We start from the raw sequence: 24627 nt of genomic DNA, 5'->3' as shown, positions 1-24627 counted from the left end.
CATCGATGTTGCGGTGAATCCTGAAAACTACAACGAAATGTATGCGGCTGCCTGGGACAAGGATCGTAAAGCATGGGATTTTAGAGAAAGTGGTAAAAACAGTGGAATTTATAAAAGTACCGATGCCGGAGATAGCTGGACAAAGATCTCTACGGAAGCATCTGGTTTTGCAACGGGCGACGGAGTAGGAAGAATTGGACTTTCTGTCTACGATTCCAATACGATCTACGCCATAGTAGATAACCAGGATCGAAGAAAGTCTGAAGACAAGAAATCTTCAAATAAAAGCGGACTTGAAAAAGATGATTTCAGAAATATGAAAAAATCTGCTTTTCTGAAACTTGATGATAAAGAACTGGAAGCTTACCTAAGCTCGAATGATTTTCAGAAGAAATATTCCGCAGAGAAAGTAAAGGAAATGATCCGGAAAGACGAGGCCAAACCTCAGGATCTCGCCACGTACCTGGAAGATGCCAATACACAACTTTTTGATACGCCCGTAATTGGAGCCCAGGTCTATAAAAGTACAGATGCCGGGAATACATGGAAAATCACCCACGAGGATTACCTGGATGACCTTTACTATAGTTATGGTTATTATTTTGGGATGGTCCATGTGGATCCACAGGATGAAAATGCGATCTATATATATGGAGTGCCGATTCTAAAATCCAAAGATGGCGGGAAAACCTTTACTTCCATCGATGCTCAAAATGTACATGCAGATCATCATGCTTTATGGATTAATCCAGAAAAAAGCGGACATCTAATTGACGGGAATGACGGTGGCATCAATATTTCCTATGATGATGGCGAGAATTGGGTGAAGAACAATTCACCTTCAGTTGGGCAATTTTATACGGTTAATGTAGACAATGAAAAACCGTATAACGTATATGGCGGACTTCAGGATAACGGCGTATGGGTTGGACCACACACGAATACTGAAAGCAATGGATGGGCCGCTTCCGGAGACTATAATTACAAAAGTATCATGGGTGGTGATGGAATGCAGGTGGAGATCGATTCCAGAAATTCTGATATTGTATATACTGGTTTTCAGTTTGGAAATTATTTCAGAATAAACAGGGAAACCGGCGAGCGTCTTTATATACACCCAAAACACGAATTAGGGGAAAGTCCTTATCGTTATAACTGGCAAACGCCCATTCTTCTATCTTCTCATAACCAGGACATCCTTTATATGGGTGGAAATAAACTGATGCGCAGTATGGATCAGGGAGAAACCTGGACCAGTATTTCCAAAGACCTTACCGGTGGAGGCAAAGAAGGGAATGTTCCTTATGGAACGCTGGCTACCATTGCTGAGTCCCCATTTCAATTCGGAAAACTTTATACTGGAAGTGATGATGGATATATCTACGGAAGTGACAATGCCGGGGCAGACTGGAAATTACTAAGCGGCAATCTTCCGCAGGACCTCTGGGTTTCCCGTGTGATCGCTTCTGAACATTCTAAAGATCGTGTTTACGCCAGTTTAAATGGTTACAGATCTGATGATTTTAAACCATATATTTATGTGTCTGAAGATTCAGGAAAGAACTGGAAAGACATCAGCGCAAACTTACCAATCTCTCCGGTAAATGTGATTCGGGAAGACCCGTCCAATGAGAATGTGCTTTATTTAGGAACAGATAACGGTCTGTATGTAAGCCTGGATCGTGGAAATAGCTGGCAGGCTTTTAGCACCAATTTTCCTAATGTGGCAGTTCACGATCTTCGAGTTCAGGAAGAAGAAAAGGATCTGGTCGTGGGAACTCATGGTCGCTCGCTTTATATCGCAGATATTTCTGCAATTGCAGCGATGAATATGGACGATATCAAAAGTGCACTAACGATTTCTTCGGAAAAGGAGATAAGGTTCAGTAATAGATGGGGAAATTCCTATAATAAATGGATGGATCCTTATACTCCTGAACTTGGATTCACTTATTATACTTCGAAGAAAGGAAGTGGGAAATTGAAGATACAGACAGAAGATGGAACTACCCTGCAAACGATGAATATCGAAGCAGACAAAGGCTTTAATACTGGATCTTATGATCTTAGTATTACAGAAGATTCAGCTAAAAAACTGGAGAAGCAGGACGAAAAAATCAGTATTTCTAAAGCTGAAGACGAGAAATTCTATATACCGAAAGGGACTTATAAAATGATTTTGGAGCTCAATGGTTCAACTACAGAATCTACTTTTGAAGTAAAATAAAGACTTGGCTAATTGGGAGAATTTCGAAGCTTTGAAACAGAGCGCTTATTATTGAGACCTATGTCTCTTGATGATGATGCTTTTATTCTCCAGCTTTATAATTCTCCCAAATGGCTCCAGTTTATTGGAGATCACAATCTGCGAAATACTGAAGATGCCAGAGTTTATATTAAAGACAGAATGCTGCCACAGTTATATGAACTGGGATTTTCCAATTATTGTGTGATTCGAAAAGTTGATAATGTAAAGATTGGTGCCTGTGGTCTGTATGAGAGGAAAGGACTACAGGAAATTGACCTGGGTTTCGCTTTTCTTTCAGAATACGAGGGAAAAGGCTATGCTTCTGAAGCTACTACCACACTGGTTAAAGTAGCTAAATCGGTATTCAACATAAAAACGCTTCAGGCAATTACCAGACTTGATAATGCGGGTTCACAAAAGTTATTAGAGAAACTAGGTTTTGAGTATATAGAGAATATTAAAATTCCGAAAGATCCTGCTGAACTTATGCTTTATCAAATTGAGCTATAAACTACTCATAAAGACCCAGCCTATTTTTAAGCTTTAAATTCTCAGATTGCAAATGCTCTACCTTTCCTAACAAGTGATTAATCGCTTCTAGTCCCTGCATGTTTATTTCAAGTTCCTCATGCAACCTGCGCATCTTTTCAAATTGAGCCAGATGATCGCAATGTATATATTCGGTTTCCTGCACCGTGACGATCTCAATGATTCCGCTATCCTTAAGGGACGTAACGAATTGACGTTCGACCTGGTAACGAACACAAATTTCCTCTGCTGGGATTAAATCTTCCTCTTTCATAAGCCCGTGTTTTTAAGTTTCTGAAACAACTCCTTCTGTTCTTCGGTCAGATTCTTCGGAATATCAACCTGGTAAGTAATAAAAAGATCTCCAAACTGATCCTTCTTTTTATACTTTGGGAAACCTTTTCCCTTCAATTTCACTTTGCTACCATTTTCGGTTCCAGGCTTCACGTTTAATTTCACCTCACCATCAAATGTTTTCACCTGTATCTCTCCTCCAAGAATTGCAGTGGTCAAGGCGATATTTCTTGTAGCATATAGATGTTCTTTTTCTCTACGGAAGTCAGTATCGTTTAAAACCTGAAACGTAATGAATAAATCTCCTTTTGGACCACCCTGAACTCCCGGACCACCGTGTCCTTTTATTTTTATCGTTTGACCGTTTTCAACACCTGCGGGAATTGTAAGTCTTATAGATTTACCATTAACGGTAAGCGTTTGTTTTTGATCTTTATAGATCTCACTTAAGCGCAATTGTAACTCCGCATTAAAATCCTGACCTTTAAAATGTGTACCTCTATTGGCGCCCTGAGCTCTTGCTCTCCCACCAAACATCTGCTCAAAAAAGTCTGAGAAGGTATCATCTTCAAAATTCCCGGAATAAGATTGCTGGCCACCACCCTGAAAACCTCTACCAAAACCACCGGAGGCTTGTTGCTGCCGTTTAGCTTCCTCAAATTGATCTGCATGTTTCCAGTCTTTCCCGTATTCATCGTACTTCTTACGCTTTTCAGGGTCGCTTAAAACTTCATGCGCCTCATTGATCTGTTGAAATTTTATCTGGGCATCCTTATTATCAGGATTGAGATCTGGATGGTACTTTCTGGCGAGCTTTCGATAAGCCTTTTTTATATCAGCCTGTGAAGCTGATCTCTCCAGTTCCAGTAATTTATAATAGTCTATAAAATCCATGTACTATGCTTTGAATACACCGCTATCAGATTCGGTTTTATTTAACTGACTTTCTATCAAACCTATTTGTCCAAGATGATAAATATCATGCTGAAGAATTCCCAAAATAAGATATTCCATATCATATTCGCGACCGGTTACGGTAGCCGAGAGATAAGAATCATCAGGTTTTTCACGCAAAGCTTCATAAATACGGAATTGAGCCGATACAAGGTCTCTCTTTAATTCCTCCCATTCTTTTTTACTATGGATCTTGATTTCCGGCCAGTCCATTTCAGAATCTATAGTGATATCAAAATCCTCATTATTCTTAAGCTTTTCGTACACAAATTTTTTCCAGCAAATTAGATGGGCAACAATTTCTGCCACACTATGTGAATCTGGAACACAGGTTTTGTAACCGATGATGTAGGGTACATTCTCCAGTTTCCGCATTAGGGATTGCCCAAACCATGGGTCTCCCTCAAATGTTTCGGATAGTTTCTGAATTATTTTCTCGGTTCTTTCTTTCATAATTTTTCACTGAAAAGTGAAATTACAAAATTTTGAAATGGAGCCTCAGTTAAGCTTTTGCTAAAACCCTCAGACTCATGCCAAAATCTAATTTAACAAACGTTGAAAATGAATTTCGGGAAGCCGCTGTATTTCAAAGATTCAACAAATTATAAAGTACTTTAAATTAAGTCTAAATAGACAGGAAAAAGACTTGGAAAGCTTGTTAAAAATTAGAATGAAGCGTATTTTTGTTGCACTTATATAAAAAATAATTCTAAACATTTATGGCGAAATCTGCGCTTTTAAAGTCATCACTGGCAAAAAAATACTGGATGGCTTTCACCGGCCTTTTTCTGTGCCTGTTTTTAGTAGGTCACTTATTTGGAAATCTGCAACTTTTACTACCCGTTAGTGAAATGGCAAAAGACCAGTTCAACGAATACGCGTTATTCATGACCACCAATCCTGCGGTTAAAGTGTTATCCTACGTCACGTACATTAGTATCATTTTTCACGCAATCGATGGATTACTATTAACAATCCACAATCGCAAGGCAAGACCACAGGGATATGTAAACTTCAAACCATCTACGAACAGTAAATGGTCTTCAAGAAACATGGGGATTTTAGGAACTGTGATCCTCGCTTTCATTGTTATCCACATGAGCATGTTCTGGGCAGAAATGAAGTTTGGAGGTCTTGATGACACTTTATACACCACGGCAAACGGCGAAGAAGTTAAAGATCTTTACACCCTTACGATCAAAACCTTTCAGGACGCGCAATACGGTCTTCTATGGGCGATCGCTTATGGAGTAGCAATGCTGGCGATAGGTTTTCACCTGTCTCACGGGTTTGCAAGTGGATTTCAATCACTGGGTGTTAATCATCCTAAGTACAATGGATTTATTAGAAAAACAGGTTATGCTTTTGCAGTTTTAGTACCGCTCGCATTCGCTGTTATTCCTTTTTACATTCACTTTGTACTAGAAAAAATTTAAGCTATGGGAATATTTGAATCAAATGCACCTAAAGGCCCATTGGCAGAAAAGTGGGTTAATCATAAAAACGATATCAATCTTGTAAACCCTGCGAACAAACGTAATATAGACGTGATCGTAGTGGGTACAGGACTGGCCGGGGGAAGCGCAGCGGCAACGCTTGCAGAACTTGGATATAACGTAAAAACATTCTGTTACCAGGATTCTCCACGTAGAGCTCACTCGATCGCAGCTCAGGGAGGTATCAATGCAGCGAAAAACTATCAGGGAGATGGTGACTCTGTTTACCGTCTTTTCTATGACACCATTAAAGGTGGAGATTACCGTTCGAGAGAATCCAACGTTTATCGTCTGGCAGAAGTATCTGGAAATATTATTGACCAGTGTGTGGCGCAGGGAGTTCCTTTCGCTCGTGAGTACGGTGGACTTTTGGATAACCGTTCTTTTGGTGGAGTTCTTGTTTCAAGAACCTTTTATGCTAAAGGACAAACCGGGCAACAATTATTGCTTGGAGCCTATTCAGCAATGAACCGCCAGATTAACCGTGGAAAGATACAGACTTTCAACAGACATGAAATGCTTGATGTCGTGAAGATAAATGGAAAAGCTCGCGGAATCATTGCAAGGGATCTGGTTACTGGAAAACTTGAAAGACATTCAGCACACGCTGTGGTGATCGCTTCCGGAGGATATGGAAACGTATTCTTCCTTTCTACCAATGCGATGGGAAGTAATGTTACAGCTAGCTGGAAGATACATAAGAAAGGAGCGTATTTCGCAAATCCTTGCTTTACCCAAATTCACCCAACCTGTATTCCGGTTTCAGGAGATCACCAGTCAAAATTGACTTTGATGTCTGAATCACTTCGGAATGATGGTAGAATCTGGGTTCCGAAGAAAAAAGAAGATGCTGAAGCAATTCGTGCCGGAAAGAAAAAACCGACGGAGCTATCAGAAGAAGAAAGAGATTATTACCTGGAAAGAAGATATCCAGCCTTTGGTAACCTGGTGCCGCGTGATGTTGCATCAAGAGCAGCCAAGGAACGTTGTGATGCTGGTTTCGGGGTAAATAAAACTGGAGAAGCAGTTTATCTGGATTTTAGCTCTGCTATCATGAGATATGGTAAAGAGGAAGCTACAACCAGAAAACTGGATAATCCTTCAGATAATGATATTAAGAAATTAGGTAAGGAAGTTGTGGAAGCCAAATATGGTAACCTTTTCCAGATGTACGAGAAAATCGTAGATCAGAATCCTTACGAAACTCCAATGATGATCTATCCAGCTGTACATTATACCATGGGTGGTGTTTGGGTTGATTATAACCTACAAACTACGATTCCAGGATGTTTCGCGATCGGGGAAGCTAACTTCTCAGATCACGGGGCCAACAGACTGGGAGCTTCTGCATTGATGCAAGGTCTTGCAGATGGATATTTTGTTCTTCCATATACTATAGGAAATACTCTATCAGAAGATATTAGAACCGGAGCGATCCCAACTGATACTCCTGAATTTGAAGCGGCGGAAAATGAAGTGAGAGCTCAACTGGAAAAGTTGATCAATACTAAAGGAACCAAATCTGTAGACCACTTCCATAAGATCTTAGGAAAGATCATGTGGAACAAAGTAGGAATGGCGAGAAATGCGACCGGATTGAAGGAAGCTATTTCTGAAATTCAGGCATTGAGAGAAGAATTCTGGAAAGATGTTCGAGTTCCAGGTACCGCGAACGAGATGAATGCAGAACTTGAAAAAGCCGGTCGTGTAGCAGATTTTCTTGAACTTGGAGAATTGTTCGCCAAGGATGCACTACACAGGGAGGAAAGCTGTGGAGGTCACTTTAGAGAAGAGCATCAAACCGAAGAAGGGGAAGCACTAAGAGATGACGAGAACTTTATGTATGTAGCTGCATGGGAATACACCGGGAAACCGGCCGATGCGATACTTCATAAGGAAGAACTTGATTACGAGGATATCGAAGTAAAAACAAGGAGTTATAAATAGATTTGAGATCTGGGATTCGTTTAGAACAATCTCATTTCTAAGTATTCAATACTAAAAGTATGAACCTTACATTAAAAATATGGCGCCAGAAAAACGCCGAAACTAAAGGAAAAATGACCACATACCAGGTTACCGATATATCTGATGATATGTCTTTCCTGGAAATGATGGACGTGCTTAACGAGCAGTTGATCGCTAAAGGTGACGAGCCTGTAGCATTTGATCATGACTGTCGTGAAGGTATTTGTGGTTCATGTAATCTGCAGATCAATGGAGAACCTCACGGTCCAGATCGTGGAGTGACCACCTGCCAGTTGCACATGAGAAAATTCAAGGATGGTGATACTATTGTGATCGAACCATTTAGAGCGAAAGCATTTCCGGTAATTAAGGATTTGGTGGTAGACCGTACCTCTTTTGACAGAATTCAGCAGGCTGGTGGGTATATTTCTGTAAATACTTCAGGAAACACCCAGGATGCTAACTCTATTCCAGTAGATAAAGAAAGTGCAGATATGTCTTTTTATGCTGCGACCTGTATTGGTTGTGGAGCCTGTGTTGCCGCTTGTAAAAACGCGAGTGCCATGTTGTTTACTTCTGCAAAAGTAAGTCAGTTCTCACTATTACCTCAAGGTGAAGTTGAGGCGGACCGTAGAGTGCTGGCCATGGTAGAGCAAATGGACAAAGAAGGATTTGGTAACTGTACAAATACAGGCGCCTGTGAGATCGAATGTCCTAAGGGAATTTCCCTGGAGAACATCGCGAGAATGAATAGAGATTACCTGAAAGCGTCGGTTAAATAAACCATTGTATCAACATATATAGAGATCCCGGACTGTTTTAGTTCGGGATTTTTTATACCTTAAAATCAGTAATTGAAATAAAGTCTATGAAGTTGGAATCGAAATTACCCGGAAGCAAAACCAGTATTTTTTCTGTGATGAGTAAAATGGCGCATGAATACGATGCTATCAATCTATCTCAGGGCTTCCCTAATTTTGAAACTGATCGTAAACTTAAAGAACTGGTGACCAAAGCTATGAGGGATGGTCATAATCAGTATCCGCCAGATGCCGGAGTTTTAGAATTGCGAGAAATGATCTCCCAGAAATTTAATGATCTCTACGGAAGATATTACAAACCTGAAACTGAAATCACGATCACTTCAGGGGCAACAGAAGCGCTTTACAATAGCATTACGGCTTTTGTACAGAAAGGCGAGGAGGTGATTGTACTGAAGCCGGCTTACGATTCGTATGAACCTACTATTCAGTTGGCAGGAGGTATCCCTGTACAGATCCAGTTGAAAAGCAGTGACTATAAGGTCGATTGGGAAGAAGTTGCCAGTGCCATTACCAATCGCACCAGAATGATCATTATTAATACTCCGCATAATCCAACGGGCACTATACTTTCTGAAGAAGACATGCTTAGATTGCAAGACCTTCTGAAGGATACTAATATCATACTACTGAGTGACGAGGTATACCAGCACTTGATTTTTGATGAAAAGCTACACCAAAGTGCCTCGAGGTTTCCGGAACTTTCTACAAGATGTATTATTTGTGGCTCCTTTGGTAAGACCTTTCATAATACCGGCTGGAAAACAGGTTATTGTGTAGCTCCTGAAGAACTGATGAAAGAGATCAGGAAGATTCACGAACTCACCACTTTTTCTGTAAATCATCCAATGCAACGCGCCTATGCAGAATACCTCAAGCAACCGGAACATTATCTTGATCTTGCAGGTTTTTACCAGGAAAAAAGAGATACTTTTTTAGAGCTTATTTCAGGTTCTAAATTTAGAAGTACACCGTCTATAGGTACCTATTTTCAATTACTGGATTTTTCAGAAATTACTACGGAAAAAGATACCGATTTTGCTGAGAGGCTGGTGAAGGAACACCAACTTGCAGCTATTCCGGTTTCAGTATTTAATATAGACGAAAAAGATCATTCTCAGCTTCGTTTTTGCTTTGCCAAAACAAATGAAACATTGGAAAAAGCGGCTGCAATTTTATGCTCACTATAATATGAATATCAATATACGCATCCTTGAACAGGACTTCGTACTGCACCCGCTGGGCGTCGCGTACTGGCCGGAGCAGGAGATCCTATTGGTGGCAGATGTTCATCTTGGAAAGGTATCACACTTCAGAAAACATGGTAGTGCCGTGCCTTACCAGGCGATCGTAGAAAATTTCGACAGGCTCGATAGAATACGAAAAGACTTCGATCCTGAGCATATCATATTTCTCGGTGACCTATTCCATTCTTCTCTCAATATGGAATGGCAAATCTTCGAAGAATGGGTTACTTCTATCGATAATCAGGTTCATCTGGTTGCTGGAAACCATGATATCATTTCTCCATTACGCTACCAGGAATTGGGCATACAGATCTATCAGGAATTAAAAATTGAAAAATTTATACTGACCCATCATCCTGAAGAGCATGAAGGTTTGTTCAATTTATGCGGACACGTTCACCCGGGTTATAAATTATTTGGTTTCGGCAGACAAATGCTGAAATTACCGTGTTTTTACAAAAGCACTAATCAAATGATCTTCCCCGCTTTTGGAGAATTTACCGGAAACTATTTTATGGAACCTGAAGATGGAGATCGTATATTCGCTATAACCGGTAAAGAAGTGATTCCTATTCAATAATTCCCGACTCCTATGATCAAGAAACTAGCTGTAGCCAATTTTATTTCTGTTATCATCACCATCGCTTTCACCTATTATACCCAGACCGGTGAGATCAATGGAAAGACAATTGGGGAAATGAGTGATAAATACAGTAATCTTTTTACTCCGGCCGGATATGCTTTTTCAATCTGGGGTGTGATCTTCCTTTCTTTAATAGTCTTTTCGGTGTATATGCTCATTCAGGCCTTTGGCAATGGAGAACACACGAAGTTTATTAAAAGGACTAAATTCTGGTTTATTGTTGCCAATATCGGTACCTGTTTGTGGAGCCTTGCCTGGTTGTATGACTTCCCGGGCCTCTCTGTTGTTATTATGTTCCTGATCCTGGCGAAATTATGCAAGATCATTATCAATACAGAAATGGAGTTAACAGATCCACCATTCAAGATCATCGCGTTTTACTGGTGGCCTATCTGCTTATATTCAGGGTGGATCGCAGTAGCAGCAATTGCCAATACCGCGGCATGGTTGAAAGAAACCGGCTGGGATGGAGCTTTCCTTTCAGAAGTTCAATGGACGCTCTTAATGATCCTGATTACAGTAGTTCTTAATATCACTATGATTTACAACCGGAATATGCGCGAATTTGCCGCTGTAGGAGTCTGGGCGCTTATCGGGATTTATGTCAAGCAGATTGGGCAGTACGATGTGATCGCCTACTCAGCCGCAGCAGGGGCTCTCCTTATCTTTTTAAACATTTCCTACCATGGTTTCAGGAATAGAAAACAGCAGCCCTTATACCGAATGATGAAGGGTGAAAAATTTTAAATCATCGATTTAATGTCGCTGGACCAACTTGGGTAGGTAAAAATCATACCTTTTAAAGTTGCGCAGTCCAGTTTACCACACATAGCCATCACGAACATATTGATGGTTTCGCTGGCTTCATTACTAACCAGGTGGGCACCCAGAACCAGGTTGGTTTCATTATCTACCAGCGTTTTGTATGCATAGACTTTGTCGTTAATTCGCTTTGAATTAAACCAGTCACTGGCATCATTCATCTTCACCCGAAAATCATAACCTTTTTCTTTCGCCTGTTTTTCATTTAGACCTACGGAAGCTACATTGGGAAGTGTAAATACAACTGAAGGTTGTGGTGGATAATCATACTCATGCGGTCTGTCAAGATCCATAATATTCGCAGTTACTACCCGTGCTTCCTGGGAGGCAAGCGGTGTTAGCGGTAAGCCTTCGCTGGCAGAAACATCTCCACAGGCATAAACGTTTGGATTTGATATACTCTGAAGATTTTTATTGACCAGCACCCCTCTTTTCGAGAAGTCTACGTTGCCTTGTTTTAATTCCAATTCATCTATGGAAGGTACACGGCCGGCTGCGTTTACAACACATCTGGCTTTGAGCTCCACCTTTTTACCATTCTGATCTGCTATGACTCTCAAATTTTTCTGAAGCTTCTCTATCTCTTCTACCCTGGCATTCATAACAAATTTAATCCCCAGCTCTTCTGAAGATTGCTTCAGGTAATTCACCATATCCTCATCAAAATTACTTAAAGGGGATTCTTCGCTATCCACGATCGTCACATCTACTCCACATCTGGCTGCAATATGAGCGAACTCCATTCCTATATAACCCGCGCCAATAAAGATCATACTTTCAGGTAATTCTTTCAATTCCAGAAAGTCATCACTTTTAATTGCCAGTTCCCTTCCTGGAATAGGTAATTCTAAAGGCTTCATCCCGGTTGCAATGACCAGTTTGTCAAAATTCACCGTTTTACCTTCTACAGAAATGGTGTTTTCATCCAGAAATTTGGGAGACTGATGGTACATTTTAATTCCGAGAGCTTCCAGATCCTGCTCTGTAGCGGCAGGCACAGCATCCACAAACTTTTTCTTGAATTGCTGTAAATCTTTCCAGCTGATTTCCGGCATTTTTACAATTCCGTTTCCTACCATTTTTTGGGCGCGATTGAGAATTTCTGTAAGCCCAACAAGAACCTTTTTGGGATCGCAACCACGATTTGCACAGGTTCCTCCAAATTCACGATTGTCTGCTATCGCAACTTTTAACCCAGCCTCTACACATTCTTTCGCCACACTTTTCCCGGCAGTCCCGGTTCCAATAACAAAAACATCAAATTTTTCGATTCCCATAATTATATTTCTCTACTTGTAATTCTCTAGTTATTTTTCCTGTTTGATATAAGACTCCACGAATTATTCTCCTGAAAAAAGATCAGGAAAAATATAAATAGAGCATACAACATCTGGGTGCTAACAGCTCCCCAATCCTCCTTAAAAGCACTACCGCCAATTAGAACGATCATTAATATTGCTGAAGCTGCCAGCGCTCTATTCGTATAAATTCCCAGCAACAACATTAAACCCAAAATAAGCTCCAGTATAGGAATTGCGTAAGCGAAGGGGATCACCATAAATTCTGGAAGCATAGTCCCTTCGAAACCTTTCATTATTCCTTCAGCAAACCTTTTGAGTTTTGGTATTCGAACCACTCCATGTATACTGAAATTTACTCCCAGCGTGATCCTGGCAAAGAAGTAAGCTAGCTTTTTATGGTCCATGCATAATTTTCAGGGGAAGTTATAGAATGCTTGGCGGTTCTTGTGTTATCAATTTGGTAAAATCCCGGGTATGCTATTTAATCGTTAAAAATATGCCATGTGGTTGTAAGGCAGTCTACTTGAATTTATATTTGCGCTAATGAGTACAAAACTTATCGCCCAGAATTTTGCACAATCCCCACAGCAACGGGAATTGCAAAATGCCCTTGCTTATTCTGAAAATGAAACCGCTAACATTCATCTAAGAGGACTCGTTGGCTCTGCGTTATCTTTCGTGACTGCCGGCGCTTTTAGAGATGTGCAACGACCGTTTTTGCTGATCTTCAATGACAAGGAAGAAGCAGCCTATTATTTAAACGATCTTGAGCAGCTGGTGGGCGAAAAGAATGTTCTTTTTTATCCCGGTTCTTATAGAAGACCTTACCAGATCGAGGAGACTGATAATGCAAATGTTTTATTACGTGCTGAAGTGCTTAACCGTATAAATTCCCGTAAAAAACCTGCGATAATTGTCACCTATCCAGATGCTCTTTTTGAAAAAGTAGTCACACGAAAGGAACTGGACCGAAGTACTCTGAAAATATCTGTAGGTGATGAACTTTCTATCGATTTTGTAAATGAAGTCCTTTTTGAATATCAGTTTAAAAGAGTGGATTTCGTCACAGAACCTGGGGAGTTTTCAGTGAGAGGTGGAATTATTGATGTTTTTAGCTTTAGTCATGATGAGCCCTATAGAATAGAATTTTTCGGGGATGAAGTAGACAGCATCCGGACTTTTGATGTGGAAACCCAGCTTTCTACAGATAAGAAAAAGAAGATTTCGGTAATGCCCAATGTTGAGAATAAACAGCTCAATGAGATCAGGGAAAGTTTCCTAAAATATATTTCAGCAGATACCGCTGTATTCATAAAAAATCTGGATCTGCTTTCTGCGCAGGCAGACAAGCTCTTCAGTAAAGCTACAGAAGCTTTTGAAAAACTTTCCGAAGAAGTAAAACACAGTGAACCTTCAGAATTGTTTGCAGATGGTGAACTTATAAAAAAGGAACTACTCAATTTTACCGCGGTAGAACTTAGTAATACGGCATTTCTTAAGCCTAAGACTGAAATACAATATCATACCAAGCCACAACCTTCCTTTAATAAACAGTTCGATCTACTTATTGAAAACCTGGTAGAAAATCAGGAAGCAGGTTATAAGAATTTTATTTGTTGTGTGAGCGATCAGCAGGCACGCCGATTTAATGATATTCTGGAAGATCAGGATCAAAAAGTAGAGTATCAGACCCCGGTTTTTAGCATGTTCCAGGGGTTTATAGATGAAGATTCTAAAATGGTTTGCTATACAGATCACCAGATTTTTGAGCGCTACCATAAATTTAATCTGAAAAATGGCTATGCCAAGAAACAGGCGATCACACTCAAGGAACTTACGAATCTTGAGGTGGGTGATTATGTAACACATATTGACCACGGAATTGGGAAATTTGGCGGACTCCAGAAGATCGATGTGGAAGGAAAGAAACAGGAAGCGATCAAATTGATCTACGGGGAACGCGATATTCTTTACCTGAGCATTCACTCGCTACATAAAATTTCAAAGTTTAACGGGAAAGATGGGAAGCCTCCTAAAATCTATAAACTGGGAAGTAACGCCTGGAAAAACCTCAAGAAAAAGACCAAGGCCCGTGTAAAGCATATTGCTTACGATCTTATAAAATTATACGCCAAAAGAAGACTCGAAAAAGGATTTAAATATGATCCTGACTCCTATCTTCAGCATGAACTGGAAGCATCTTTCATGTATGAAGATACACCAGATCAAAGTTCGGCCACCGCTGCAGTGAAGGAGGATATGGAAAGTGAACGTCCAATGGACAGGCTTGTGTGCGGGGACGTTGGCTTCGGAAAGACGGAAATCGCGATTCGTGCGGCTTTTAAGGCTGTAGATAATAATAAGCAGGTTGCAGTCCTGGTGCCAACAACCATTCTGGCGTTTCAGCATCACCAGACCTTTTCAGAAAGACTGAAAGATTTCCCGGTGAGAATAGATTATTTAAATCGCTTTAGAACTGCTAAAGAACGCCGCGAAACCCTGGCAGATCTTGCCGATGGGAAAGTTGATATTATTATAGGAACGCACCAATTGGTTAGCAAAGCTGTGAAATTCAGAGATCTTGGTTTATTGATTGTCGATGAAGAACAGAAATTTGGAGTCGCGGTAAAAGATAAACTGAAAACCATTCGTGAAAACGTAGATACCCTTACTCTAACCGCGACGCCAATCCCAAGAACTTTACAATTTAGCTTGATGGCGGCAAGGGACCTTTCTACGATCACTACTCCGCCTCCTAACCGTTATCCTATTGAAACAAATATTATTCGTTTTTCAGAGGAAACCATTCGTGATGCTGTTTCTTATGAAATTCAGCGTGGTGGCCAGGTTTTCTTTATTCACAACCGGGTGGAGAATATCAAGGAAGTTGCGGGAATGATCCAGAGACTGGTTCCAGATGCCAAAATTGGGGTTGGACACGGGCAGATGGAAGGTAAAAAACTGGAGAAATTAATGCTTAGCTTCATCAATGGGGAATTTGATGTGCTCGTCTCTACTACGATCGTTGAAAGCGGACTTGATGTTTCTGAAGCCAATACGATCTTTATAAATAACGCAAATAACTTTGGATTATCAGATCTCCACCAGATGCGTGGCCGGGTTGGACGTAGTAATAAAAAGGCATTCTGTTACTTCATTACTCCGCCTTATTCAGTAATGACCGAAGATGCGCGTAAAAGAATGACAGCATTGGAGCAATTTTCAGAATTGGGTAGCGGGTTCAATATTGCCATGAAAGATCTTGAAATTCGTGGTGCCGGTGATCTTCTTGGTGGCGATCAAAGTGGATTCATCAATGATATTGGTTTCGACACTTATCAAAAGATCCTGAACGAAGCGATCGAGGAATTAAAAGAAAACGAATTTCGTGATCTTTATGCTGAAACCGAAGATGTGGAATTAAAAGATTTCGTAAAGGATACCCAGATAGACACCGATTTCGAATTGTTATTCCCAGATGATTATATCAACAATATCGCAGAGAGACTGAATCTATATACTAAACTTAACGAGCTTTCTACCGAAGAAGAACTGGTTAAATTTGAAGCAGAACTGGAAGACAGGTTTGGCGAGTTACCTACACAGGCCGTTGACCTTCTAAACTCTGTAAGAATTAAATGGATCGCCGCCAAAATAGGACTTGAAAGAGTGGTATTGAAAAAGAATAAAATGGTTGGTTGTTTTATAGCAGATCAAAATTCAAGATTCTATCAAACTGCTAACTTCACGAAGGTTCTGCAATATGTGCAAACACACAAGCAAAACTGCACCATGAAGGAGAAACAAACCAGAAATGGACTACGTTTACTACTTACTTTTGACAGGATAAATTCTATTGATAAAGCTCTGAAAGTACTTGAGCCTTTGGATTTTAGAGAGAAGAAAGAAGAATTGGCGTAAAGCTTGCACAGAACAAATTAGATTTCATATTATTGAGGCAGCATGAATTTGAACTTAATTGACTTCGTGACACTCTAAATTCAGTAGAAATTTCCTTAAGAGGTTTGATTTAATTTGTTGAAAAACCCCCAACATTCTATCCTTTCCCAGAAGACCATGATTAAAATTTTATGGTCCGTCTGCACTATTTTATGTTTTAGTTTTCAGCTTCAGGCGCAGGAAAAGGAAAAAAATGAAAAGAGCGAGAAGACTGAAAAGACCGAAAAGAAGGATACTACGAATATATATGATCGATTAGAACGATTTTCAGAAAAGCGCAAGATTACCAAAAGAGTTCATCAGTTATTATTCAAGTCGACTACGAAAAAACCGAAAAAGCAAGTAAAAAAGCAGTACAGGGACTATTCAGAACTTGAAGGAAGGCCCATTAGACATGTTATTATTGAAACTAAAGATCCATTTGGTTTCTCCTTCACAGATTCTACAGAAACTGCTAATAGCTGGGTAGAAAGAACCGGGAATCAAATCCATATAAAGTCTAAGGAGTTCGCTATTCGAAATTTTCTGTTACTGGAGGAGAACGATGACCTGGATACTTTGCTGTTAGATGAATCTGAGAGATTACTGCGTTCACAGCAATATATAAGAGAAGTAAAAATTACTGCTCATGCCATAAAAAATTCTGACTCGGTAGATGTAAAGATCCTGGCTCTGGACTCGTGGAGTCTTACACCCCAGGGCGTGTTTTCAACCAATGAAAACAAAGTGACTCTTAAAGAATATAATATTGTTGGGATTGGACACCAGCTTAATTTCAGTTTTGCGAACAGGCTAAGTGATGGCAAAAATGCCTATTCCGGTATTTACCGGGTTCCGAACATTAAAAACACCTTTATAACTGGAGAAATTCGATATCAAAGCGACTTCAATGAATTCTATCGTAAAAGTGTTTTTATAGAAAGAGAATTTTATTCTCCGTTTACGAGATGGGCAGCAGGATTTTATGTAGATGAACAATACAGACAGGTAGAATTACCAAATGCGGCTTTGGAATTAGAAGATCAAAACTTCAAATATATTTCTCAGGATTACTGGGTTGGACATTCCTATCGCCTTTTCGAAGGAAATTCTGAAAAGGAACGAAGTACAAATCTTATTACCAGTGTTGGTTTTCTGGATGTAAATTTTAGAGAATCCCCTTCGGCTGCATATGATAGTATTAACTATTTTGGAGACGAGACAAGATATCTGGCGAGTGTTGGAATATCTTCGAGGCAATTCGTTCAGGATCAATATATCTTTAATGATGGTATTACTGAAGACGTCCCGGTAGGCAAAGTATATGCTTTAACCGGCGGATTCCAGAATAAGAATCAGCAGACCAGGATGTACCTTGGCGCCAGAGCCTCCTTTGGAAATTACTTCGACTGGGGATATATTAGCACCAACTTTGAAGCTGGCAGTTATTTCAACGGTTCAAAAACCGAACAAACCGCTTATTCTTTCCAGGCTAATTATTTTACAAATCTTATAGGTCTAGGACAAAAATGGAAAATGAGACAGTTTGTAAAACCTCAGTTCATTATTGGGGTGGATAGAATGAATTCTGTAGGTGACCGTTTGAGCATAGACGAGCACAATAGATTTAATGGTAGTTATGGAAGTGACTACCGGAGAACGACCGGGGCGCGTATCGCAGGTTTTGACAGTGATCTTATAGGAACTGAAAAGTATGTACTGGAGCTACAAACTCAATTCTACTCACCCTGGGATCTTTTTGGATTTAGATTAAATCCTTTTTTAAATTATACTGCCGGCATCCTGAAGAACTCGAATATCGGTACGAATGATCTCTATTCTTCCATTGGCGTTGGTTTTATTATTCGAAATGACTATCTGGTGTTCAACAACTTTCAGCTTTCTTTTTCCTTTTATCCTAAAATTCCTGGTCAGGGACTTAATATCTTTAAAACGAATTCTATTGAGACCAATGATTTCGGTTTTCAGAATTTTAATCTAGGTAAGCCCAGAACTGTACTATTCAACTAGCATCTTCACAACTATCAACATTAATAATCAGATTTAAAATATGAACATCCAAAAATTGCATCATGTAGCCATTGTTTGCTCCAACTATGAACGGTCCAAACAGTTTTATACAGATGTGCTGGGTTTTAAGATTGAGAAAGAAATTTACAGGGAAGAACGAAAATCTTTCAAACTTGACCTTTCTTTAAACGGAGAATATATACTCGAATTATTTTCATTTCCCGATCCACCTGCGAGATTAACCCAACCTGAAGCGGCAGGATTGAGACATTTAGCTTTTGGCGTGCTTGACCTTGAAGCATGTATAAAAGAACTGCTTCAAAACAATATTGATACCGAGCGGGTACGTACCGATGAATTCACTAGCAAAAAGTTCACTTTCCTCTATGATCCAGATCATTTACCCATTGAATTATATGAATTGTGAAATCTTACATCGTTATCCAGATCACTGCCAGCTATGAACATTGAATATTGATGGTCATAAGTTCGAAACTACCCGAGGATTACTTCAAATAATTTCAATTCCCTAAAACTCTGAAATTATCGAGATCATACGTAGTGGTCTTATCTGGAGCAGCCCCTAAATATCTAAATCCTATCCAAACCTTTCCTTGCAGACAGGAAAGATCTACTTCTGAAGTTTTGAAAATATTGCCAGAACCTCCCGATGGCCCGTATGGAATTGCAGCATCCAGCAACTTCCATTCTGTAGTTCTTGGATCACCAGTGAAATCCTGAGTAAAAAACACCTTTAAGAACATGCCGTTATCGTAGGAAGCAAGCAGATCAAAGGTTACAAGATTCGCTCTGGTACTGGAGATATCGATTACCGGGGATACCAGCCATGCTTCCAGCGGATTCTCTAGCGTATTATAAGCAGAGATTCGCAATAATCGATTGCCGTTTACCATCGTAGGTGTAAAACGTTTTTCCCCTCCACTCACATTGATATTTGTCCATTTTCTGGCGGCAAGCGTTGTGTTAGAAGTTACACCATCAAAATTCTCTTCCGTGATCACGTTTCTACTAAAAACGCCTTCAGAATCACATTTGAAAAACTGGTCATCACATCTCTCTTCATTAAAATCGAGAGCGGTTGGATCATTTACAATGAGCACGAAATGTTCGTCATAATAATTGCGGCTCAGAACTCCTTTGATATTCCCGGAACCTGAGGGTAGCATCAAAGATCTGAAATTCGCATAGGTGCTGGTACTTAAAAACGCGGTCTCTCCGGTTATACAACTTTCCAATTGTCTTTCACCATCATATTCATCGTATCTGTGAGAAGCGAACGAGAAATTCTCTGCTTCGCGCACCAGGTTGATATCAAACTGAATGTCATGCACTTCTACATAGAGGTTTTTCGTCTCTTCTGAAAACTCAGAAATTGAAAGTTTCTTCGGAATGATTTCCGAAGTGATTTCAGATCTAACAATAAAATCATCTATTAATGAAGAAGGAATTGCCACCACATCTCCCCTATTCTGAATACCTAGTTGCAGAACACCATTATTAAATCCAAGACTAAGACCGTCGAGCTTCACATAAACTTTTCTTCCGAAGTTATAAGTTTGATGCAGGGAATTGTCATCAACCAGAATTTGTATTCCAGACTGAGGATTATGAGCCTTATCCTGTAACACGAGCTTTTTATAGAAGTTCCCTCCCGAATCGTCACTGATCACATAGGCTTCAAACCATGTATCGGTATCCCTGAAATTATGAATCTCACCAGTTTCTACTTTATAATTACCCTTCACTGCAGTGATACTGGTGAAACTTCCATTTATGGATATACTGTCCTCTACAAGTTCCGGGACTTCAAAATCATCTGTTGGAACACAAGCGTGAAAAGTTATAGCCAGTAAAAAAATGATGAAAAATGTTTTGTTCATATTTTAAAATCTAAGATTTAAATTCACAAAGTAACTGGTACCGTTTCCATACCAGTATTTATTTCCGAAGATTGGAATCTCGCGATCTCTATCCACTTTTAACGTTCTATAATTAGCATTCCGCGACTGCTCGAAACCACCGGTTTTAAAATTGGTGTTGAGTGCATTATTTATACTGGCGAATAAACCGAGATATTTATCCTTAATTCTCCAGCTTTTGCCGCCAATGATGTTCGTGAGAAAATAGGGATCAAACTGCTCTTGCCGTAATAATTCTCTCGCTACTTCCGCATTATATTCCACGATCTCCAAACCATCATAATCTTTTCGAAAATTTGAGGTCCTATTCAACGGACTCACGTCTATAAATGCGCCAGTAAAGTAATTTTGTGAAATGCCGAACCACCAGTATGCAGGATCTCGATATTCGAAAGCTAGTTGAAACGCAGATTGCGAACCACCCGGTAAGCGATAGCCTTTGAGGAATGATTGCTCATAATTCAAATCTTCAAAAGAACTGGAGAACAAGCTAAGAGCAGGATTGTTGCTATATACAAACTGCCCGCATCCTCCAGCTAATTTCAGCTTCATCGTTGATGTTACCTGGTATTCTGAACTTAGTTCAACTCCAAGATATTGTTTATCCATCTTGGTTAGGACCTCCTGAACGAAGGCGGTAGAATTCTCTCTACCAAGGCCTGATAACCCATCCGTATAATAAAAAGAAACTTCGGTACTATTCGCTATCTGCTGGACGTAGCCGGTAAATCTAAAGTTGAAAAGATTGGTGCGATAGCGATAACTGAGATCAGAACCAGTAATTTTTTCTTCGGAAACCCAGGGAGCCATGGCGTTATTCTGGCGTGGATTTATAAAGATATTCTTCAGTAATGGTGCTTTTGAGAAGGCTGCCAAATTTAACTCCAGACTTTGACGTCCCGAAAATTTATAAAGTAAGTTCGTTTTTATACCTGAAGTAAGAAAATCGATATCCTTAGACCTACCATAAGAATTCGCCATGAATTCTTCATTCTGATAATTCCCAAATCGTTTGAAGCTTGAGCTCGAAACCTGCCCGGACACACTAATTTCCATGCTTCTCCATTGCTTTTGAAGCTGACCAAAAACTTCAGCCGTCTGAGCTTCTAGATTATAATCGTATTTATAACTCTCCCCTTCCAGTGCTTTTCGATCAGGATTTTTTAAGTCATTTTGAGAGAAGTCTGAAAAAACCTCTACATCCAGAAAACTGGATGATCCAAAAAGATCCTCGATCCTGCCAAAGTTGTGACTTTTAAGAGATGAAGCTTTGAAGCTAGTAATTACATGCAGACTGGAAGATAATTGCCAGCTCAATATACTATTAGCAATCAAACTTTGATCCTGATTGACATCTGCCGCCAGAGCGTACAAAGCATCAGGATTGGCATTGGCTTCATAAATCTTGTCCCAGTTGATCTGTCCATTATTTCTCAATTCATTTGCAGAGAGATAAGCTTTCTGAAAATCCTCAAAACCTTCAAATCTCAGGAAATATCCTGGTAACTTCTGGTAGTAAACGGGATCTGGATTTGAAGCTCCGCCCAGGTAAGTGCGCTGAGAATCAAAATCAACGAAGCTAGTGCCTCCATAATCTATACGGGTGTTAGAAACTTCACCAAACTGGTAAGAAAAATTAGTGTTGATTTGTATATTATCAGAAGGGTTCCAGAAATGATTGAGCATAAAAACTGGTTCATTGATCTCTTTCATCCTGCTATTGCGAATCACACCCTCTTGTAAACCCCAGTATGGATTGTAGCGTTTTCCTTTAATTTCAACAACCTCTTCAGTAAGTGGCGCAGATTTCCCACGAAGTGTTGGCGTATAAATCGCAGTGAAATTTAATGCATGTTCCTTATTAATGAATTTTTCCAGTCCAAGGTAAATAGAGTTTGCGTCGAACGGAGTTCCTTCCATATAACCTTCACTTGCATAACGGCGTCCTATAGAAAATGCATAAAACCAGCCATTATTTTTCTCACCACTTGCGTAAGTTGCCATAAGCCTACCGGTATAGCTTCTGTTAGAACCCGACGCAGTAATTCTACCACCACTAGCAAAACGTGAGGCACGCATGATTATATTCGTAGTACCACCAAGACCTCCAAATGCATATTCTGAAGGAGAAAAACCAGAACTGAAAACCTGGTTTCTCTGAACATCATTAAGTCCTCCCCAATTACTCCATTGAGGTCTGCCATCAAAAGCTTTGTTCATCTCAATTCCATTGATCATTAAGCTGCCATACTCTGAACCAAGGCCACGTACCCGGTAAAAAGTCTGACTAAAATCAAATGCAGCTGCGCTTAGATAAGCATCCCGGGTGGATTGAAGAATACCTGAAATATTATCAAAGTCAGCTTCATCATCTGTTAGCTCTGCATCTGAAAGACTAATGGTATTTTGAAAGGTGAGATCATGACTGGAGTCTGGGCTAAGTGAAATAGTGGAAAGATCCAGCTCCAGAATTCCATTTTGCCTAACAGGTATTCTTTTGCTCAGGTAACCTGATCTAGTAATAAGAAGAATAATCTCATTTTCTGAAATACTTTCCATTCCTAAAGAAAATTTTCCTTCAGGGTCTGAGAACGTCTCGTTAAAAGAATTCTCTGTTGCAATTTTAACCTGGGGTAAGGGCACCTGGGTGATTGCATCTATAATCCGACCATTGATGATCGGAGTTTGGGCGTATAAACTTTGATAAACCAAAGAAAACAGACACACCCAAAAAAAGGTTTTATTCATTCAGTGCCTCGTCGTCGAAATATGGGATAATTTTAAATCATTTTTCTGTAATAATCAAAAAACCAGTACTTTAATTGCGGTCTAAAATGATGAAAAAATTGAAGAAATATATTACAGCGATTTATTTGGTAATTGGGCTATACCTGACAACTTCAGAAAACCTATATTGTCAGAATATGAGAGATTACCATATTGAAACTATTGCCTTTTATAATGTCGAGAATCTGTTCGACACCGTAGACGATACCCTCACGTTTGATGATGACAGGACTGCTCTGGGTAAAGACAACTGGACCAAGGAACGCTACGACGTTAAAATAGCGAATATCTCCAGGGTGCTTGCTGAAATAGGAACTCAGGAATCTAAAAAACCACCATTGGTAATAGGCCTTTGTGAAATTGAAAATAAGAAGGTTTTAGAAGATTTGATCGCACATCCCAACCTTGCACAGTTTAATTACAAGATCGTGCATTACGATTCTCCAGATGAGCGAGGCATCGATGTGGCACTACTGTATCGTTCGCAGTCATTTGTGGTGACGAATTCTCAGGCCAGGAAATTAATGATCTATGATGAGGACAAAAGAGATTATACCAGAGATCAACTGGTAGTGAGCGGAATTGCGCTGGGGCAGGAAACTCATTTTATAGTAAATCACTGGCCATCCCGGTCTGGTGGTGAAGCAAAAAGCAGTTACAAACGTGAAAAAGCTGCTATGCTTAATAAACGAATCATAGATTCCATTTACCAGGAAGACCCAAAGGCAAGAATTATTGGAATGGGAGATTTTAACGATGATCCTACCAATAAAAGCTTTAAAAAGTTCCTACAAACTAAAGCCGAAATTCAGGATTTGAAAGAAGGGGACCTGTATAATCCTATGGAAAACATGCTCAAAAGAGGTCGCGGGACACTGGCATATCGTGATTCCTGGAACTTATTCGATCAATTTTATCTTTCAGAAAGCTTATTGAACAGAACTTCTGAAGGATTTCAGTATTACAAAGCCGGAATTTTTAACGCTCCTTATTTAATTACGCAGGGTGGTCAGTACCGCGGGTATCCTATGCGTACCTATGGTAGCTCAGGCTATCAGCCAGGGTATAGTGATCATTTTCCCGTATACCTGTATTTGATAAAAGCTGTAGAATAAAAAAAGCCCGGTCAACTACCGGGCTTTTTCAATATGAAATTCTTCATCTAAAACCATGCACTCCATGGAATTCTGGACAATACCACCAGAAAAGCGATTCCGTAGAAAATAGCCAGCATCTTGAATTTTGGCTTCGAAGTAAGTTTCTTTTTATGTTTGGAGTAACCAATAGTGATTAAAGCAATAGCGATGATCATCATTAATGGATGCTCAACCAGGTAAAGTCTGGTAGTATCGTTACCCATGACTTCTCCCATACCACCTTCCCATCTCGCCATATTACCAGAGGTAAAGTAAAGTACGATTCCAATAAGCAATTGTATATGCGAAACGATGAGCGTAAATAAGGCGATTCTAAAATTAGTCGCACTGTATTCCTTATTCGTCGCAAACCCAATTATAAAATTAAAGGTCGCGATCAAAAGCATTACCAGCACCAGGTAAGCCCAGTAAGAGTGTATAAATTGAACAGTTTGATACATATATTTTTATA

20 protein-coding genes are annotated in these 24627 nt (G+C 39.8%); 12 read left to right on the top strand and 8 right to left on the bottom strand.

Features of this window, described 5'->3' with window-relative positions; all coding sequences use genetic code 11:
* A partial coding sequence (locus ACNKXS_RS05375; RefSeq protein WP_417919954.1) for a VPS10 domain-containing protein occupies positions 1–2227 on the top strand: 2227 nt, incomplete at its 5' end.
* A gap of 12 nt (positions 2228–2239) precedes the next feature.
* Positions 2240–2758 carry a GNAT family N-acetyltransferase gene (locus ACNKXS_RS05370; protein ID WP_417919953.1) on the top strand — a complete coding sequence of 173 codons (519 nt, stop codon included), beginning with the start codon at positions 2240–2242 and terminating at the stop codon, positions 2756–2758.
* A 1-nt stretch (position 2759) separates the two neighbouring features.
* On the opposite strand, the gene ACNKXS_RS05365 is transcribed toward ACNKXS_RS05370, so the two are convergent.
* From ACNKXS_RS05365 to ACNKXS_RS05355, 3 genes are read right to left on the bottom strand one after another with little or no spacing between them, the layout of a single operon-like run.
* Complete coding sequence (locus tag ACNKXS_RS05365; RefSeq protein ID WP_417919952.1) at positions 2760–3050, bottom strand: chaperone modulator CbpM; 291 nt, start codon at positions 3048–3050, stop codon at positions 2760–2762.
* Positions 3047–3964 carry a DnaJ C-terminal domain-containing protein gene (locus ACNKXS_RS05360; RefSeq protein WP_417919951.1) on the bottom strand — a complete coding sequence of 306 codons (918 nt, stop codon included), beginning with the start codon at positions 3962–3964 and terminating at the stop codon, positions 3047–3049. Before ACNKXS_RS05360 ends, ACNKXS_RS05365 begins: the two co-directional genes overlap by 4 nt.
* Before the next feature lie 3 nt (positions 3965–3967).
* Positions 3968–4477: a DinB family protein gene (locus tag ACNKXS_RS05355; RefSeq protein ID WP_298526730.1), complete on the bottom strand. Its 510-nt coding sequence runs from the start codon at positions 4475–4477 to the stop codon at positions 3968–3970.
* 266 nt (positions 4478–4743) lie between these two features.
* Between ACNKXS_RS05355 and ACNKXS_RS05350 the strand changes: the two genes are divergently transcribed.
* The 6 genes from ACNKXS_RS05350 to ACNKXS_RS05325 all read left to right on the top strand — a co-directional run bounded on the left by ACNKXS_RS05350 (position 4744) and on the right by ACNKXS_RS05325 (position 10946).
* Positions 4744–5460: a succinate dehydrogenase cytochrome b subunit gene (locus ACNKXS_RS05350; RefSeq protein ID WP_026914744.1), complete on the top strand. Its 717-nt coding sequence runs from the start codon at positions 4744–4746 to the stop codon at positions 5458–5460.
* A gap of 3 nt (positions 5461–5463) precedes the next feature.
* Positions 5464–7467, top strand: coding sequence for a fumarate reductase/succinate dehydrogenase flavoprotein subunit (locus tag ACNKXS_RS05345; RefSeq protein WP_417919950.1), 2004 nt, complete (start codon positions 5464–5466; stop codon positions 7465–7467).
* A gap of 59 nt (positions 7468–7526) precedes the next feature.
* Entirely contained in the window at positions 7527–8270 is a 744-nt protein-coding gene (locus ACNKXS_RS05340; protein WP_141876557.1) for a succinate dehydrogenase/fumarate reductase iron-sulfur subunit, read from the top strand.
* Between the two features lie 86 nt (positions 8271–8356).
* Entirely contained in the window at positions 8357–9499 is a 1143-nt protein-coding gene (locus ACNKXS_RS05335; RefSeq protein WP_417919949.1) for a methionine aminotransferase, read from the top strand.
* On the top strand, positions 9456–10136 hold the full coding sequence (gene pdeM, locus ACNKXS_RS05330; RefSeq protein WP_417919948.1) for a ligase-associated DNA damage response endonuclease PdeM: 681 nt from the start codon (positions 9456–9458) through the stop codon (positions 10134–10136). The genes ACNKXS_RS05335 and pdeM overlap by 44 nt, the downstream gene beginning before the upstream one ends.
* A 12-nt stretch (positions 10137–10148) precedes the next feature.
* On the top strand, positions 10149–10946 hold the full coding sequence (locus ACNKXS_RS05325) for a tryptophan-rich sensory protein (RefSeq protein WP_417919947.1): 798 nt from the start codon (positions 10149–10151) through the stop codon (positions 10944–10946).
* Here ACNKXS_RS05325 and ACNKXS_RS05320 read toward each other — a convergent pair.
* Positions 10943–12298: a dihydrolipoyl dehydrogenase family protein gene (locus tag ACNKXS_RS05320; protein WP_417919946.1), complete on the bottom strand. Its 1356-nt coding sequence runs from the start codon at positions 12296–12298 to the stop codon at positions 10943–10945. The two genes, ACNKXS_RS05325 and ACNKXS_RS05320, sit on opposite strands and share 4 nt — an antisense overlap.
* A gap of 26 nt (positions 12299–12324) precedes the next feature.
* Entirely contained in the window at positions 12325–12726 is a 402-nt protein-coding gene (locus ACNKXS_RS05315; protein ID WP_417919945.1) for a DoxX family membrane protein, read from the bottom strand.
* 139 nt (positions 12727–12865) lie between these two features.
* Here ACNKXS_RS05315 and mfd point away from each other — a divergent pair, with 139 nt between their 5' ends.
* The 3 genes from mfd to gloA2 all read left to right on the top strand — a co-directional run bounded on the left by mfd (position 12866) and on the right by gloA2 (position 18719).
* Complete coding sequence (mfd, locus tag ACNKXS_RS05310; RefSeq protein ID WP_417919944.1) at positions 12866–16243, top strand: transcription-repair coupling factor; 3378 nt, start codon at positions 12866–12868, stop codon at positions 16241–16243.
* Between the two features lie 156 nt (positions 16244–16399).
* Positions 16400–18292, top strand: a complete 1893-nt coding sequence (locus ACNKXS_RS05305) for a hypothetical protein (RefSeq protein ID WP_417919943.1) — start codon at positions 16400–16402, stop codon at positions 18290–18292.
* Positions 18293–18332: 40 nt separating this feature from the next.
* Positions 18333–18719 (top strand): SMU1112c/YaeR family gloxylase I-like metalloprotein, encoded by a 387-nt coding sequence (gloA2, locus tag ACNKXS_RS05300; RefSeq protein WP_417919942.1) that lies wholly within the window; start codon positions 18333–18335, stop codon positions 18717–18719.
* A gap of 94 nt (positions 18720–18813) precedes the next feature.
* On the opposite strand, the gene ACNKXS_RS05295 is transcribed toward gloA2, so the two are convergent.
* Together ACNKXS_RS05295 and ACNKXS_RS05290 are read right to left on the bottom strand one after the other, a co-directional pair.
* Positions 18814–20193: a DUF5689 domain-containing protein gene (locus ACNKXS_RS05295; RefSeq protein ID WP_417919941.1), complete on the bottom strand. Its 1380-nt coding sequence runs from the start codon at positions 20191–20193 to the stop codon at positions 18814–18816.
* Positions 20194–20196: 3 nt separating this feature from the next.
* The gene (locus ACNKXS_RS05290) at positions 20197–22791 is read right to left on the bottom strand and encodes a TonB-dependent receptor (RefSeq protein ID WP_417919940.1); all 2595 of its coding nucleotides are present in this window, start codon (positions 22789–22791) and stop codon (positions 20197–20199) included.
* A gap of 287 nt (positions 22792–23078) precedes the next feature.
* Here ACNKXS_RS05290 and ACNKXS_RS05285 point away from each other — a divergent pair, with 287 nt between their 5' ends.
* Entirely contained in the window at positions 23079–24134 is a 1056-nt protein-coding gene (locus tag ACNKXS_RS05285) for an endonuclease/exonuclease/phosphatase family protein (RefSeq protein WP_417920146.1), read from the top strand.
* Positions 24135–24181: 47 nt separating this feature from the next.
* On the opposite strand, the gene ACNKXS_RS05280 is transcribed toward ACNKXS_RS05285, so the two are convergent.
* Entirely contained in the window at positions 24182–24616 is a 435-nt protein-coding gene (locus tag ACNKXS_RS05280) for a hypothetical protein (protein WP_417919939.1), read from the bottom strand.
* Positions 24617–24627: the final 11 nt, after the last annotated feature.

Source organism: Christiangramia marina (assembly GCF_048285865.1).
Lineage (GTDB): Bacteria > Bacteroidota > Bacteroidia > Flavobacteriales > Flavobacteriaceae > Christiangramia > Christiangramia marina.
This window is presented reverse-complemented; position numbering and strand designations above follow the sequence as displayed.